Source organism: Serratia sp. CY52157 (genome assembly GCF_052168495.1).
Taxonomy (GTDB): domain Bacteria; phylum Pseudomonadota; class Gammaproteobacteria; order Enterobacterales; family Enterobacteriaceae; genus Serratia; species Serratia ureilytica.
Map to the genome: position 1 here is coordinate 1,121,427 of NZ_JBJNMO010000001.1, position 14,060 is coordinate 1,135,486.

General features: G+C 57.5%; 15 protein-coding genes. 6 read left to right on the plus strand and 9 right to left on the minus strand.

All coding sequences use genetic code 11. The annotated features are described in order from the left end of the window. Window positions 1-7: 7 nt before the first annotated feature. Entirely contained in the window at window positions 8-727 is a 720-nt protein-coding gene (fadR, locus tag ACJ8IP_RS05330; RefSeq protein ID WP_033643333.1) for a fatty acid metabolism transcriptional regulator FadR, read from the minus strand. A gap of 242 nt (window positions 728-969) precedes the next feature. Here fadR and nhaB point away from each other — a divergent pair, with 242 nt between their 5' ends. The 3 genes from nhaB to ACJ8IP_RS05345 all read left to right on the plus strand — a co-directional run bounded on the left by nhaB (window position 970) and on the right by ACJ8IP_RS05345 (window position 4,597). Beyond that, on the plus strand, window positions 970-2,535 hold the full coding sequence (gene nhaB, locus ACJ8IP_RS05335) for a sodium/proton antiporter NhaB (protein WP_042784729.1): 1,566 nt from the start codon (window positions 970-972) through the stop codon (window positions 2,533-2,535). Window positions 2,536-2,655: 120 nt separating this feature from the next. Next, entirely contained in the window at window positions 2,656-3,186 is a 531-nt protein-coding gene (gene dsbB / locus ACJ8IP_RS05340; RefSeq protein ID WP_033643335.1) for a disulfide bond formation protein DsbB, read from the plus strand. A gap of 649 nt (window positions 3,187-3,835) precedes the next feature. After that, on the plus strand, window positions 3,836-4,597 hold the full coding sequence (locus tag ACJ8IP_RS05345) for an aspartyl/asparaginyl beta-hydroxylase domain-containing protein (RefSeq protein ID WP_033650953.1): 762 nt from the start codon (window positions 3,836-3,838) through the stop codon (window positions 4,595-4,597). 118 nt (window positions 4,598-4,715) lie between these two features. On the opposite strand, the gene ACJ8IP_RS05350 is transcribed toward ACJ8IP_RS05345, so the two are convergent. The 4 genes from ACJ8IP_RS05350 to ACJ8IP_RS05365 form a co-directional block, all read right to left on the minus strand. Then, window positions 4,716-5,162 (minus strand): YcgN family cysteine cluster protein, encoded by a 447-nt coding sequence (locus ACJ8IP_RS05350; RefSeq protein ID WP_025159803.1) that lies wholly within the window; start codon window positions 5,160-5,162, stop codon window positions 4,716-4,718. 122 nt (window positions 5,163-5,284) lie between these two features. Continuing rightward, window positions 5,285-5,941 carry a fumarylacetoacetate hydrolase family protein gene (locus ACJ8IP_RS05355; RefSeq protein ID WP_033643338.1) on the minus strand — a complete coding sequence of 219 codons (657 nt, stop codon included), beginning with the start codon at window positions 5,939-5,941 and terminating at the stop codon, window positions 5,285-5,287. Window positions 5,942-5,998: 57 nt separating this feature from the next. Beyond that, window positions 5,999-7,021, minus strand: a complete 1,023-nt coding sequence (locus ACJ8IP_RS05360) for a lytic murein transglycosylase (protein WP_089192611.1) — start codon at window positions 7,019-7,021, stop codon at window positions 5,999-6,001. Between the two features lie 28 nt (window positions 7,022-7,049). Next, entirely contained in the window at window positions 7,050-7,322 is a 273-nt protein-coding gene (locus ACJ8IP_RS05365) for a YcgL domain-containing protein (protein ID WP_033643340.1), read from the minus strand. 136 nt (window positions 7,323-7,458) lie between these two features. On the opposite strand from ACJ8IP_RS05365, the gene minC reads away from it, so the two are divergent. From minC to minE, 3 genes are read left to right on the plus strand one after another with little or no spacing between them, the layout of a single operon-like run. Next, the gene (gene minC / locus ACJ8IP_RS05370) at window positions 7,459-8,154 is read left to right on the plus strand and encodes a septum site-determining protein MinC (protein ID WP_033650952.1); all 696 of its coding nucleotides are present in this window, start codon (window positions 7,459-7,461) and stop codon (window positions 8,152-8,154) included. A 25-nt stretch (window positions 8,155-8,179) separates the two neighbouring features. After that, on the plus strand, window positions 8,180-8,992 hold the full coding sequence (minD, locus tag ACJ8IP_RS05375) for a septum site-determining protein MinD (protein WP_004932300.1): 813 nt from the start codon (window positions 8,180-8,182) through the stop codon (window positions 8,990-8,992). 3 nt (window positions 8,993-8,995) lie between these two features. Beyond that, the gene (gene minE / locus ACJ8IP_RS05380; protein WP_004932303.1) at window positions 8,996-9,265 is read left to right on the plus strand and encodes a cell division topological specificity factor MinE; all 270 of its coding nucleotides are present in this window, start codon (window positions 8,996-8,998) and stop codon (window positions 9,263-9,265) included. Between the two features lie 237 nt (window positions 9,266-9,502). Here minE and rnd read toward each other — a convergent pair whose 3' ends face one another. From rnd to tsaB, 4 genes are all read right to left on the minus strand, one after another. Next, the gene (rnd, locus tag ACJ8IP_RS05385) at window positions 9,503-10,624 is read right to left on the minus strand and encodes a ribonuclease D (protein ID WP_164106987.1); all 1,122 of its coding nucleotides are present in this window, start codon (window positions 10,622-10,624) and stop codon (window positions 9,503-9,505) included. Window positions 10,625-10,705: 81 nt separating this feature from the next. Further along, on the minus strand, window positions 10,706-12,394 hold the full coding sequence (fadD, locus tag ACJ8IP_RS05390) for a long-chain-fatty-acid--CoA ligase FadD (protein WP_033643344.1): 1,689 nt from the start codon (window positions 12,392-12,394) through the stop codon (window positions 10,706-10,708). Window positions 12,395-12,603: 209 nt separating this feature from the next. Then, the gene (locus tag ACJ8IP_RS05395; protein WP_442524329.1) at window positions 12,604-13,194 is read right to left on the minus strand and encodes a Slp family lipoprotein; all 591 of its coding nucleotides are present in this window, start codon (window positions 13,192-13,194) and stop codon (window positions 12,604-12,606) included. A gap of 101 nt (window positions 13,195-13,295) precedes the next feature. Continuing rightward, window positions 13,296-13,997: a tRNA (adenosine(37)-N6)-threonylcarbamoyltransferase complex dimerization subunit type 1 TsaB gene (gene tsaB / locus ACJ8IP_RS05400; protein ID WP_273974215.1), complete on the minus strand. Its 702-nt coding sequence runs from the start codon at window positions 13,995-13,997 to the stop codon at window positions 13,296-13,298. Between the last annotated feature and the right edge of the window lie 63 nt (window positions 13,998-14,060).

Below are 14,060 nucleotides of genomic sequence, written 5' to 3' on the forward strand. Positions count from 1 at the left end.
CACGGCATCAGCGGCGCGCTTCGGTCAGATCGCTCGGCATGGTGCCCTGCATGCTCTGCCAAATCGCCCCGCTGTCTTTACCGTAGTTGCGCACGGTATCCATCACCTGGTCGTACAGCTTCTCATGGCAAAGCGTAGACAGCTTGCTGTAGAAGGTCAGCGCCAGCTTGCGCGCTTCCGGGTTGGAGAAGTAGTAACGGCCCACGCGGGTGTACAGCCCTTTCAGACCGTTGAAAATCAGGCCATAGATCGGGTTGCCGGAAGCGAACGCCAGGCCACGGAAGATCTCATAGTCCAGGACATTGAAGGCATCCGCCTGATCTTCCACCTCGGCGGCTTTCGCCAGCACTTCCTGCGCCTGCTCAGGATGATTGCGCACCGCAGCGCGAATAAAGATCGACGCGATATTGGTACGCACGGACAGCAGGTTATCGATCAGCTGCGGGACGCTTTTGTGATCGAGACGAGCCACGGTCTCAAGGATATTGAGGCCGGACGTTTCCCAGAAATTGTTCACTTTGGTCGGTTTACCATGCTGAATGGTCAACCAGCCATCGCGGGCCAGACGTTGCAACACTTCACGTAACGTGGTGCGCGTGACGCCAATCAACTCCGAAAGCTCACGCTCCGCGGGCAAAATAGAGCCAGGGGGGAAGCGATTATTCCAAATACTCTCAATAATGTACTCTTCCGCGAAACCGGCAGGACTCTGCGCCTTTATGACCATGTGTTTGACGTTCCGTTGCGACGATAAAATCAGTAAAAGTAATCAGCTCATCATACCAGATCACACAGACATGACATAGCGTGAGCGAAAAACAATAAACGAAAGTGTGCATAAAGTGGCAAAAAACGCGCAAAAACACCGGCCCTGAGAAATTTGCCGCCGTAAAACAAGCTCCGGTTGCGCCCGCCCCCGCCGCGTTGTTAGGGTACGTGCTACGACTGATTTAAGGATGCATAAGGACAATGGAAACAACCCTGCGCAGCGCCCTGCTCAAAAACTTCCTGGGGCAATCTCCCGACTGGTACAAACTGACCATTCTCATTTTCCTGGCGATCAACCCGCTGGTGTTCTTTTTCGCCAGCCCGTTTCTCGCGGGTTGGCTGTTGGTGATCGAGTTCATCTTTACCCTGGCGATGGCGTTGAAATGTTACCCGCTGCTGCCAGGCGGCCTGCTGGCGCTGGAAGCCGTGGCCATCGGCATGACCAGCCCGGCGCAGGTTTCGCAGGAAATCGAACATAATCTGGACGTGCTGCTGCTGCTGGTCTTTATGGTGGCCGGCATCTACTTTATGAAGCAACTGCTGCTGTTCGTGTTCACCAAACTGCTGCTCAATATCCGCTCGAAAACGCTGCTGTCACTGGCGTTCTGCCTGGCGGCCGCCTTCCTTTCCGCCTTCCTCGATGCGCTGACGGTCGTGGCGGTGGTGATCAGCGTCGCCACGGGGTTCTATTCCATCTATCACAATGTGACGTCGAACCGCTCCGACGGCGACATCGGCGATGACAGCGATTTCACCGGCGAAGAGCGCAAGCAGACGCTGGAGCAATTCCGCGCCTTTCTGCGCAGCCTGCTGATGCACGCCGGCGTCGGCACCGCGCTCGGCGGAGTCATGACCATGGTGGGCGAGCCACAGAACCTGATCATCGCCAAAAGCGCGGGCTGGGGCTTTATCGACTTCTTCCTGCGGATGGCGCCGGTCACTTTGCCAGTGCTGGCATGCGGCCTGCTGGTCTGCTGGCTGGTAGAGCGTTTTCGCCTGTTTGGCTACGGCACGCCACTGCCGGAAGCGGTGCGTGAGGTGCTGAAAGAGTATGATCGCAAGGCCACCGCAGGCCGCAGCAAGCAAGAAAGGCTCAAGCTGGTGATGCAGGCGCTGATCGGCGTTTGGCTGGTGCTGGCGCTGGCCTTCCACCTGGCGGAAGTCGGGCTGATCGGCCTGTCGGTCATCATTCTCGCCACATCGCTGTGCGGCGTGAACGACGAACACGCCATCGGCAAAGCGTTCCAGGAGGCGCTGCCGTTCACCGCCCTGCTGACGGTATTTTTCACCGTGGTGGCCGTGATCATTGAGCAACACCTGTTCAGCCCGGTGATCCAGTTTGTACTGCGCGCCGAGCCCGCTTCTCAGCTTTCGCTGTTCTACCTGTTCAACGGTCTGCTGTCGTCGGTTTCCGACAACGTATTCGTCGGCACGGTTTACATCAACGAAGCGCGCACCGCGCTGGAAACCGGCGCCATTGCGCTGAAACAGTTCGAACTGCTGGCGGTCGCCATCAATACCGGCACCAACCTGCCTTCGGTCGCGACCCCCAACGGCCAGGCGGCGTTCCTGTTCCTTTTGACGTCGGCCTTGGCGCCGCTGGTGCGTCTGTCGTATGGCCGCATGGTGTGGATGGCCCTGCCTTATACGATCGTATTGACCGTGGTCGGCCTGCTGTGCGTACAGTTCACGCTGGAGCCGGCGACCGAACTGTTGACACAGTGGCACTGGCTGACGCTGCCGCCTGTCGACGCCATCGGCCACTGATGCGGCGCCGGCAGGCTAAACCGACTATTTTTACGCTGAAACCGGCCCAGGTGGCTGGCAGCGAGGGGGAATTGGTTTACACTGCCGGTTCAATTGCTTACTGCATGGAAGAATCTAGATATGTTGCAATTCTTTAACCGCTGTTCACAAGGACGCGGCGCCTGGCTGCTGATGGCCCTGACAGCGTTGGTGTTGGAACTGGTCGCGCTCTATTTCCAGCACGTTATGCTGCTGCAGCCCTGCGTCATGTGCATTTACGAGCGTTGCGCGCTGTTCGGCATCCTCGGCGCCTCACTGGTGGGCGCCATCGCGCCGAAAACGCCGCTGCGCTATGTGGCGATCCTGCTGTGGATCTACAGCGCCTGGGAAGGCGTACAGCTGGCGTGGAAACACACCATGATCCAACTGCACCCCTCGCCGTTCAATACCTGCGATTTCTTCGTCAGCTTCCCGTCCTGGCTGCCGCTGGATAAATGGCTGCCTGCGGTGTTCCACGCTTCCGGTGACTGTTCCGTGCGTCAATGGCAGTTCCTGACGCTGGAAATGCCACAGTGGCTGGTGGGCATCTTCGGTGCCTATCTGCTGGTGGCGCTGATTGTGCTGATCGCGCAATTTGTTCGCCCACGCCGCCGCGATTTGTTCGGCCGCTGATAGGCCAACAAACAAAAAACGGCGCCTCAGGGCGCCGTTTTTTTAGGGTATTACTGTTGAATTCAGAGATAACCCCATTTCAGGTATGTGTAAGGAAGTAAACGAGCACGATCAGTGCCCCAGCTACGGCAAACAGACGGACCATTTTCATTGTTATGCTCTCGAACTTGCGGGAGAGCGGCCAAATTACCCAACTTATCGTTTAAAAAGAAGCATCCTGGCTCGATTAAGCGCGTAATTTACATAACATTAAACTTCTGCGTTGCCAGCGGGCCAACACATGCTGTGCAGGCACTTTCCTCACGGCCTGCGGGCATCAATAAATTACCGTTATTTATGAACGACTGCGTCTTTGTCACATTCAGAGCACAATATTTTGGTGAAGTTTGCCCATAAAATCCTTATAGTATCGGCAAAGTGAGTACTACCGATTTCCCTGGTGTTGTTGTGTGTCTTGCCCCTCATCTTTGCAGGGGCTTTTTTCCTTCTCCCCCAACCGTCAGTCCCCGCTGCCTTTAAATAAATCATTCAAATTTAACTCTGCGCGGTATCACTCATCGGCCAACGTTCGCGCACTAATGATTAAAATCGTCCGTGATTCTTTCCTTATGCTGAATGCAGTAGGCCAATGATATCAAGGACACGATTTATGCCGGATAGCACCTTTCCCCCCACGTCTCAGCGCCCGTTCCTGCGGCGCATGCTGCTCAAAGCAGGGAAAAAATTCCTGCGCTGGAACGGCGAATTTCAAACTCGCCATTCGCTCATCTCCACCACGCCGCGGATCGGTAATCATGAATTTAATTGGGTGGCGGCGCTGGAAGCCCGTTGGCCTGCCATTCGCCAGGAGTTGGATCGGTTACTGGAGCACCCGGAGGACATCCCCGCGTTCCACCAAATATCACCGGATCAGAAACGCATCTCCAAAGGGGATAATTGGAAAACCTTCGGGCTATTTGTCTACGGGCAGCGCGTTGATGAGAACTGCGCCATTTGTCCGCACACCGCACAGGCGGTCAGCGAGATCCCCGGCATGCGCACCGCCATGTTTTCGATCCTTAAGCCGCACTATCACATCGTCCCCCACAAAGGCCCGACTCGTGCCGTGGTGCGCGCGCATTTGGGATTGATCGTGCCAAAGGATCGGGAAAAGCTCTGGATCCGCGTCGACGATCAGATCCTGCACTGGGATGAAGGCAAGGTCATTTTATTTGATGACTCTTATGAACACGAGGTGCGCAATGATACCGACGAACTGCGTGCGGTGCTGTTTCTCGATATCGACCGGCCGATGGACAAAGTGGGGACGGCGGTAAATAAACTGCTGTTCAGCCTGATTAAAGCCAGCCCTTACGTGAAGCAGCCGCTGAAAAATCTGGCCAACTGGCGCCGCCGCGACAAAAAAGAGTGAAGTGACGGCTTATGCCATAACCTCACGCCTGCCGGTTAGCGCAATTGCAGAGGGCGGCGTGTCCTGACACGCCGCCCTCTTGCATGAAAACGCGTCTTGCTGCGCAAGGGGGCCGGCGTTATCTGGCCCAGTCCGGCTTGTTGAGGATATGGTCCTGCCAGTCCACCACTTCACTCTCGCGCACCGCGATATGCCGCACCGTGATGCGCTCACCGTGCATCGCCGCCTTGGAGCCGCTCAGCAACGGGTGCCAGGGGAACAGCGGCTTGCCTTCGCCGATCAGGCGATAGGCGCAGGTCGGCGGCAACCAATCGAAGGTGGTGAGGTTTTCGCGCGTCAATTTGATGCAGTCCTCTTCCAGCTCGAAGCGCCGCTCGTAGTTACGGCATTGGCAGGATTTGATGTTGAGCTGGTTGCAGGCTACGTTGGTAAAATAAATCTCGTCGGTATCTTCGTCGATCAGCTTATTCAAACAGCATTGCCCGCACCCGTCGCATAGCGATTCCCACTCTTGTTCTGACATTTCCGCCAGCGTTTTCTGTTGCCAAAAAGCGAGTTGTGACATGTTAGCGTCCGGTTTCGGTAAATGGATAACTCACCTGCGCACAGGTTCGAGGGGGGACTATATAGACATTTTAGCCGCGAGATGCAAGTTTTGCCGCCGACGATGCCGGCGGCCAACAGCGATCAGATCACCCGGGTGCTGAGCGCTTTACCGTTCAGACTGATTTTCAGCATGTCGCCGGAAGCCATCGGGCCTACGCCCTGCGGCGTGCCGGTCAGGATGATGTCGCCGGCGCGCAGCGTGAAGAAACGGCTCATGTAGCTGATTAGCGGCAGGATCGGCGTGATCATGTCACGCGTATTGCCCTGCTGGCGCAGTTGATCGTTGACCGTCAACGACAGCTCGGCGTTTTGCGGATCGCCGAATTCCGCCACCGGGATAAATCCCGACATCGGACAAGACCCGTCGAAGGCTTTGGCCTTTTCCCAGGGCTGACCGGCCTTTTTAAAACCGGCTTGCAGATCGCGCAGCGTCAGATCGAGCGCCACGCCGTAACCGGCAATCGCACGCGCCACGCGATCTTCGTTGGCCTGCTTCAACGGCGTGCCGATCAGTACCGCCAGCTCTACCTCATGATGCACCGCACCGAACTCTTTAGGGATGGCCACCGGCTGGCGGATATCGCATAACGCCGTTTCCGGTTTGATGAACACCACCGGCTCGACGGACACCGCGCTGCCCATTTCCTTGATGTGATCGGCGTAGTTGCTGCCGACGCAGACCACCTTGTTCACCGGGAAATCGAGCAGCGAACCCTGCCAGTCTCTGTGTTGATACATACCGCTTCTCCAAACTGTAGAGGCTTGGCGCGCCAAGCCGATTATTGGTGTGCCGGATCAATGCCCGATCGCGTCTGCCATCATACCCACGGCGATAGCGAAATAGTAAGAGCGATTCCAGTGCATCAGGGTGCGGAAATTATCATAGACCAAGAAGGTCCGCCCCTGCAGATCATCCGGCGCGATGATCCAGCCGCGCTGCACGGCGTGCGGCAACGCGCGGCCATCCGCACGGCGCACGCCGCGTTTCTGCCAGTCGTTGACGCTGCGCGCCTGCGCGTCTTTCAGGCCCAGTTCGGCTCGATTGAAGCCGGCGGGCAGTTTGACCTCGCGCCCCCAACCGATGCCGGGCTGCCAGCCCTCTTTGGACAGGTAGCTGGCCGTGGACGCGAAAACGTCGTCAATGTTATTCCAGATATCGATGCGTCCGTCACCGTCGCCGTCCGCCGCATAGCGCAGGAAGGAGCTTGGCATAAACTGACATTGCCCCATCGCGCCGGCCCAGGACCCTTTCAGTGGCGTATCGCCAACGTGCCCCTGTTCGACTATCTGCAACGCCGCCAGCAGCTCCCGGCTGAAAAAGGCCTCGCGGCGCCCTTCGAACGCCAGCGTCGCCAGCGCGGACACCACGTCCTCCCGCCCCTGGATCTTGCCATAGGCGCTCTCCATGCCCCACAGCGCGATGATATAGCGCCCCGGCACCCGATAGCGTTCGCTGGCCCGCAGCCATTGCGCATGGCGCTGCCGGTACAGTTCGCGCCCCTGCCGCACCTTGGCGGGCGACATCACCCGCCGCAGGTAATCGTCCAACGTGATCTTCTGCTCCGGCTGATTGCGGTCGGCCTTGATCACCCGATCGACGAAATGGATTTGCGCAAAGGCGCGGTCAAGGGTGGCCTGACTGATGCCCTGTTCCCGCGCCCGGCGCTTCAGTTGCTCGACATACGCCGGGAACTGCGCCGGATCGCGCCCGCTGGTCGCCAGCGTCGTCTCCTGCGCCGCCTGCGGTGCGCCCGGCATCATCGCACCGCCCAGCGCCAGCCAAACGGCCAACGCGGTACTTCTCGCCGAACGTGTCATCATACCTCCCCTGACCGTAGCGGCGGTCTCAGGCCTTGTCGCCCGCCAAATGCTGATTGAGCAGGTTTTCCACCGGCGGCGGGAACTGCAGGTAATAACCTTCGTCTTTCAGCGCCTGTTTCACCTTTTCGATATCCGCCGAGGCCAATTTCTTGCGTTCATCGAGTGAAAGCATCATGGCGAATTGCGGTACGCCGAAACTTTTCATCAGCGCTTCCGGCACACGAGAGAAATCGTCTTTTTTTTCGACATAAAGATAAGTTTGATCGCGTTTCGGGCTTCTATAGATCACACAAAGCATTTTTTTAACTCTATTTAATTGAGGGAGCGTCTTGCCTGGATATAACTCTGACTATAACATGCTTATAGTACATCGGAATATCGCACCCCGAGTGGTATTCCGGGGATTTAAAGTTGCTGAGACTGAGTCAGGATAGATGTCACAATCGCCAATTGAGCTAAAAGGCAGCAGTTTTACCCTATCGGTTGTTCATTTGCATAATTCGCAGCCCGAGGTAATACGCCAGGCGTTACAGGAAAAAGTTGAGCAAGCGCCCGCTTTTCTGAAAAATGCCCCTGTTGTTATCAACGTCGCAACGCTGGATGGCGATGCGAACTGGAAAGAACTTCAACAGGCTGTCGCGGCGGCAGGTCTGCGCGTTGTGGGTATCAGCGGTTGCAGAGATGAGCGTCAAAAACGCGCGATAGCCCGTGCCGGGCTGCCGTTGCTGAGCGAAGGCAGAGGCCAGAAAATGGCAGCGCCGGAGCCTGCACCTGCGCCCGTGGTGGCGGACAACGCCCCCGCCAAAACGCGTATCATCAGCACCCCTGTCCGTTCCGGCCAACAGATTTACGCCCGCAACTGCGATCTTATCGTGACCAGCAGCGTTAGCGCCGGCGCCGAACTGATTGCCGACGGCAACATTCATGTCTACGGCATGATGCGCGGTCGCGCGCTGGCAGGCGCGTCAGGCGACACGCAATGTCAGATTTTTTGCACCCACCTGGCGGCTGAGCTAGTCTCTATCGCAGGGCAGTACTGGTTGAGCGACCAAATCCCGTCCGATTACGTCGGGCAGGCCGTACGACTCAGCCTGTTGGATAACGCTTTAACCATACAACCTTTAAATTAAGCCCTTTTGACAAGGAATCCATTTCATGGCACGCATTATTGTTGTTACATCGGGTAAAGGGGGCGTTGGCAAGACCACTTCGAGCGCGGCCATCGCTACCGGCCTGGCCCAGAAAGGCAAGAAAACCGTCGTGATCGATTTCGATATCGGCCTGCGTAATCTTGACCTGATCATGGGCTGCGAACGTCGGGTAGTTTATGATTTCGTGAACGTGATTCAGGGCGACGCCACGCTGAATCAGGCGTTGATCAAAGACAAACGCACTGAAAACCTCTATATCCTGCCGGCTTCGCAGACACGCGACAAAGACGCGTTAACCCGTGAAGGCGTTGAAAAAGTCCTCAACGATCTCGGCGAGATGGATTTTGACTTCGTGGTCTGCGACTCTCCGGCCGGTATCGAAACCGGTGCGCTGATGGCGCTGTATTTCGCCGACGAAGCTATCATCACCACCAACCCGGAAGTCTCTTCGGTGCGCGACTCCGACCGTATCCTGGGCATCCTTTCCTCCAAATCGCGCCGCGCCGAGAAAGGCGAATCGCCTATCAAGGAACACCTGCTGCTGACCCGTTACAACCCGGGCCGCGTCAGCCGTGGCGACATGCTGAGCATGGAAGACGTGCTGGAAATCCTGCGCATTCCACTGGTGGGTGTGATCCCGGAAGACCAGTCCGTACTGCGTGCTTCCAACCAGGGTGAGCCTGTCATTCTGGATGCCGAGTCAGACGCCGGTAAGGCGTATGACGATACCGTTTGCCGCTTGTTGGGGGAAGAACGCCCATTCCGCTTCATTGAAGAAGAGAAGAAGGGTTTCCTGAAACGCCTTTTTGGGGGATAAACCATGGCCTTATTAGACTTCTTTCTGTCCCGCAAAAAACAGACAGCCAATATAGCCAAGGAACGGCTGCAGATTATCGTCGCAGAGCGTCGTCGCGGGGACAGTGAGCCCCCGTATCTGCCTGATTTAAAACGCGATATTCTGGCGGTTATTTGCAAATACATTCAGATCGATCCTGAAATGCTGCATGTGCAGTTCGAGCAGAAAGGGGACGATATTTCGGTACTTGAACTTAACGTGACATTACCGGAATCGGAAGAAGCAGCTAAATGATTGCGACGCATTAATTACCCCCTGTATATTTTATGCAGGGGGTAACTGTATGTGCATCCAGTTATTAAGCATTATCGGCAGCAAAAAATCGATTTTTCCCTTTGGGACAATTCCCAATTAACTTTGCCGCCACCTCGTTTAAAGTAAATTCTGGCCAGATTTACCTTCAACGCATTATTTCCTGCCTATATTCACCCGAGCAGAGTTTCCCTACCCTGCCCTGGTGATAACCAGCGATTAATAATCTTTCAGGATGTCCTGCAACGGCGCCATTAATAAATCGCCGCGCCAGCCGCTGATTAATTCAGGGCGACTCTCGCCGTCCTTCAGTTTCCAATGCCAGTTCAGCAATTGGTTAATTTGGCGACGGGATGCCAGCAGCTCGCTGCTCAACCCGCTTTGCTCGCTGACGCTGGCGATAGCGGCCTTGATGTCCTTAAACACCTTCTTGTAGCCCGGCTGATCGATAAGGTTAGCCAACGGCGCCGGCAACTCGGACTCCTCCAGCGCTTCGGCTTCGGCCACCAGCGCCAACAGCGTTTTGCCGTGATAACGGATCTCCGGCCCGCTCAGGCCCAGCGAATCCAGTTCTCCCAGCGAAGACGGCATAAAGCGCGCCACCTGCCACAGGTTCTCCTCGCGAACCACGAAGTTCACCGCCAGATCGCGCTCACGCGCCTGGCGCAACCGCCATTCCGCCAACTTCTGCAGACACCCCAGCTGACGCGGGCGCAACTGCCAGGCATTGCTGATTTCGCGATAGGCCACTTCCGGCGCCAGCGCCTCGCTACGGCGTTGGCACAGCAGCAAGCACTCGTTATTGGCCGCAGCGGTCCAGCCGGCCTCTTCGGTCTCCTGCACCAACTGTTTGGCCATCGGCAGCAGGTAGAACACGTCGGCGGCCGCATACACGCACTGTCTTTCAGTCAGCGGGCGCGCCAGCCAGTCGGTGCGCGACTCGCTCTTGTCCAGTTCAACCTTCATGTACTCCGCCACCAGCGTCGCAAAGCCGCAGGAGAGCGGCCGGCCGATAAAGGCCGCCAGGATCTGAGTGTCGATCATCGGCGTCGGCAGCGTTTTAAAGGCGTTGAGAAACACTTCAAGATCTTCACTGCCGGCATGCAGGAACTTCACCACGGCGGTGTCGGCCAGCAGCTCGACAAACGGTTGCCAGTGCTTGATCGGCAGAGGATCGATAAGGGAGAGTTGTTCACCGTCGTAAAGCTGGATCAGGCCCAGCTGCGGATAGTAGGTACGCGTTCTGACAAACTCGGTGTCCAGCGCAACCTGGGCATGCTTTCTCGCCTGCTCGCAGACCTGCTGCAATCCGGCATCGGTAGTGATCAACTGATAATTCAAAACATCATTCTCTTGTAGGATTCAAACACAACAACGCCGGCATTCACCGGCGTTGTTGATAGGCTGACGCGAGAGCGAAACCTAGGCGGCATCGGCCGGCTTAGGCGCTTTTTGCTCATCGCGCAATTCTCGCCGCAAAATCTTGCCGACGTTCGACTTCGGCAGTTCATCGCGGAACTCAACAATTTTAGGCACTTTATACCCGGTCAGGTGGCGTCGGCAATGGGTCAACAGCTCTTCCTTGGTCAGCGAGGCGTCTTTCTTCACCACGCAGATCTTCACCGTTTCGCCGGAGGCCTCGCTGGGCACGCCGATTGCCGCACATTCCAGCACTTTCGGGTGCTGGCTGACCACATCTTCAATCTCGTTCGGATACACGTTGAAACCCGAGACCAGGATCATGTCTTTCTTGCGGTCGACGATGCGCACAAATCCCTGATCGTCCACGGTCACCACATCACCGGTCGCCAGCCAGCCGTCTTTCAGCACTTCGTCGGTGGCATCCGGGCGCTGCCAATAGCCTAACATAACTTGCGGCCCTTTGACCCACAGTTCGCCCGGCTCGCCCGGCGGCACGTCATGGCCGTTGTCGTCCACCAACCGAATGTCCGTCGACGGCACCGGCAGACCGATGCTGCCGCTGTAGTGTTTAAGATCGTAAGGGTTGCCGGCCACCAGCGGCGCGCACTCCGTCAGGCCGTAACCTTCCAGCAGGTGTTTGCCGGTGGTTTTCTCCCACTTCTCGGCCACCGATTTTTGCACCGACATGCCGCCGCCGACCGAGAAACGCAGCGTAGAGAAATCGAGCTTGTGGAAGTCTTCGTTGTTCAGCAACGCATTGAACAGCGTATTCACCCCGCTCATGGCGGTGAACGGGTATTTGCCCAATTCTTTCACCAACCCCGGAATGTCACGCGGGTTGGTGATCAGCAAATTGCGCCCGCCCAGATCGATAAACAGCAGGCAGTTCACCGTCAGCGCGAAAATGTGATACAGCGGCAGCGCCGTCACCACCAGCTCCTGCCCTTCACGGAACAGCGGCGAATAGGCGGCCTTGGCCTGCTCAAGGTTGGCCTGCATGTTGCGGTGCGTCAGCATCGCCCCCTTCGCCACCCCGGTGGTGCCGCCGGTGTATTGCAGGAAAGCCAGATCGGCATTAATGATGTCCGGTTTTACATATTGCAAACGGCGGCCGCGCTGCAGCGCGCTGCGGAAGGAAATGGCGTCCGGCAGGTTGTATTTCGGCACCAGACGCTTAACGTATTTGACCACGAAGTTGACCAACGTGCCCTTGGCGGCCGACAGCTGATCGCCCATGCGCGTCAGGATCACGTGTTTGACCTGGGTGTTGAACACCACTTTTTCCAGCGTATGGGCAAAGTTGGAGACGATGACGATGGCGCTGGCGCCGCTGTCGTTCAACTGGTGCTCCAGCTCGCGCGGGGTATACAGCGGGTTGACGTTGACCACCACCATGCCGGCACGCAGAATGCCGAACAGGGCAATGGGGTATTGCAACAGGTTAGGCATCATCAGCGCGACGCGGTCGCCCTTCTTCAGGCCCAGCTCATTTTGCAGGTAAGCCGCGAAAGCCCGGCTGCGTTCTTCCAGTTTGCGGAAGGTCATCACCTCGCCCATATTGATAAAGGCGGGCTGATCGGCATAGCGCTGCACGGCATGCTCAAACATTTCGATCAACGACGAATAGCGATCGGCATCAATCTCTGCGGGCACATCTGCCGGATACCGTTTTAACCAGACCTTATCCAAGGTATTACTCCTGAAATCATTACTAATTATCATCGCAGCCCTCAAACTCGCAGCCTAACCATAACAATATTTTAACTCAGCAGACCAGTTCGGGTTTTAAACATTACTCAGGTTGCGATGTACGTCACTAATTGTCGGATATTCCTTATCCCAAAAAACAAAAGGGCGGCCTGAGCCGCCCTGTCAAATTTGTTCACATCAAGCGTATGTTACTCGGTTACGATGGTTTGCACCTGTGCCGGGCCGGGGTTGTACCAGCCATAGCCTGCGCCCCAGCCGGGTCCCCACGGGCCACCGCGCCAGCCCCAAGGGCCCATCGGCGCAGGCGGCATCACCACCTGCTGTATCAGATGCCAGCGCTTGAAACCGGTCACGTTCATCGTTACGAAGCGATATGGCGTCATGCCGATCCGCCCCTCTTTCAGGCCGGTGATAGGGCCGACGACGGTCACCAGTTGGCCTTTGAAATCGACCGGTTCGAGGAAGCCGTTCACCGTGGCCAGCAGGCGGCCGTTCGACGGTTCACCCAGTATCGGCCGCGCACCGCTGTCGAGCGGCACCGCCGCTATCTCCAGCAGCGTGCGCCCTTGTTCGTTGGCGACGTTCACCACGGTGCCGCCGAAGCGGGCTTCCGCGCCGGTAAACAGGTTCGGTGCATTTTGTACCGAGGAAAGCTGAGTCACCGGCGAAGGGCTGAAGCCTTTGATCGCATCCGGTACGGTGACGCACCCGGTCAGAACCAGCGCGCCGCAGGCGACGGCCAGCAGCGACAGCTTTTTACTTGCAGTGCGGATTAACATGGTCGCAATCTCCTGAAATGCCTGTAACTTTGACCGCGTTTCAGCGTTCAAGTTGCAGGCCTTCATCGCCCGGCATCAACATCAGCACAATAACGCCGCGATTACTCGCGGCCCGGCAGTTTTTTCCAGGTCACTTCATTGCGCAGGTAGGTCGGCTCGGCGTTTTCCACCGCCACCACCAGCCCCTGTTGCCAGGCGTGCAGCGCCAGCGGCAGCATGTCTTCCGCCTGCGGCAACAGCATCTGGCCGTCGCGCACGCTCAGCGTGGAACCGTTGACCAGATCGGGGTAGGTTTGCCAGCCGGTGCCAACGTGGGCCCATTCGCCCTGCAGGCGCTGTGCACGCTCGAGCGCCTGCGCCGGCGACAGCACCGCCTCGCCTTCGCTTTCCAACCAACGGCCGTCGGCCTGACGTTCGAACTGCCCCCAGTAGACCTCGCCCATGCGCGCATCGATCGCCGCCAGCACACGCGCCGCGCCGCTGACGCGCCAGGCGCCCTGCGCCATGGTTTGCAGCGTAGAAACGCCGATCATCGGCAGATCGGCACCCAGCGCCAGGCCCTGAGCGATGCCGATGCCGATGCGCACCCCGGTAAAACTGCCGGGGCCGCGGCCGAAGGCCAGCGCATCGAGCTGGTTGAGCGCCAGGCCGGATTCCGCCAGCACCTGCTGCACCATAGGTAAAATACGTTGCGTATGCTCGCGTGGGCACAGCTCAAACAGGGCGTGGATTTCGCCTTGATTCCAGACGGCGACGGAACAGGCTTCCGTCGCGGTATCGATCGCTAAAATTCGCGTGGACATGCCAACCTCTGGCGGGAATAAAACTGGGTTTTTCATACAGGGCGCGCATTGTAGCACAGCCCC

What these genes read in the sequence shown, in the direction of transcription:
- ACJ8IP_RS05360 (WP_089192611.1), bottom strand. Translation starts at nt 7,021, where the DNA reads ATGACACGTTCGGCGAGAAGTACCGCGTTGGCCGTTTGGCTGGCGCTG.
- ACJ8IP_RS05365 (WP_033643340.1), bottom strand. Translation starts at nt 7,322, where the DNA reads ATGCTTTGTGTGATCTATAGAAGCCCGAAACGCGATCAAACTTATCTT.
- minD (WP_004932300.1), top strand. Translation starts at nt 8,180, where the DNA reads ATGGCACGCATTATTGTTGTTACATCGGGTAAAGGGGGCGTTGGCAAG.
- ACJ8IP_RS05395 (WP_442524329.1), bottom strand. Translation starts at nt 13,194, where the DNA reads ATGTTAATCCGCACTGCAAGTAAAAAGCTGTCGCTGCTGGCCGTCGCC.
- fadR (WP_033643333.1), bottom strand. Translation starts at nt 727, where the DNA reads ATGGTCATAAAGGCGCAGAGTCCTGCCGGTTTCGCGGAAGAGTACATT.
- ACJ8IP_RS05345 (WP_033650953.1), top strand. Translation starts at nt 3,836, where the DNA reads ATGCCGGATAGCACCTTTCCCCCCACGTCTCAGCGCCCGTTCCTGCGG.
- ACJ8IP_RS05350 (WP_025159803.1), bottom strand. Translation starts at nt 5,162, where the DNA reads ATGTCACAACTCGCTTTTTGGCAACAGAAAACGCTGGCGGAAATGTCA.
- minE (WP_004932303.1), top strand. Translation starts at nt 8,996, where the DNA reads ATGGCCTTATTAGACTTCTTTCTGTCCCGCAAAAAACAGACAGCCAAT.
- nhaB (WP_042784729.1), top strand. Translation starts at nt 970, where the DNA reads ATGGAAACAACCCTGCGCAGCGCCCTGCTCAAAAACTTCCTGGGGCAA.
- ACJ8IP_RS05355 (WP_033643338.1), bottom strand. Translation starts at nt 5,941, where the DNA reads ATGTATCAACACAGAGACTGGCAGGGTTCGCTGCTCGATTTCCCGGTG.
- dsbB (WP_033643335.1), top strand. Translation starts at nt 2,656, where the DNA reads ATGTTGCAATTCTTTAACCGCTGTTCACAAGGACGCGGCGCCTGGCTG.
- minC (WP_033650952.1), top strand. Translation starts at nt 7,459, where the DNA reads ATGTCACAATCGCCAATTGAGCTAAAAGGCAGCAGTTTTACCCTATCG.
- tsaB (WP_273974215.1), bottom strand. Translation starts at nt 13,997, where the DNA reads ATGTCCACGCGAATTTTAGCGATCGATACCGCGACGGAAGCCTGTTCC.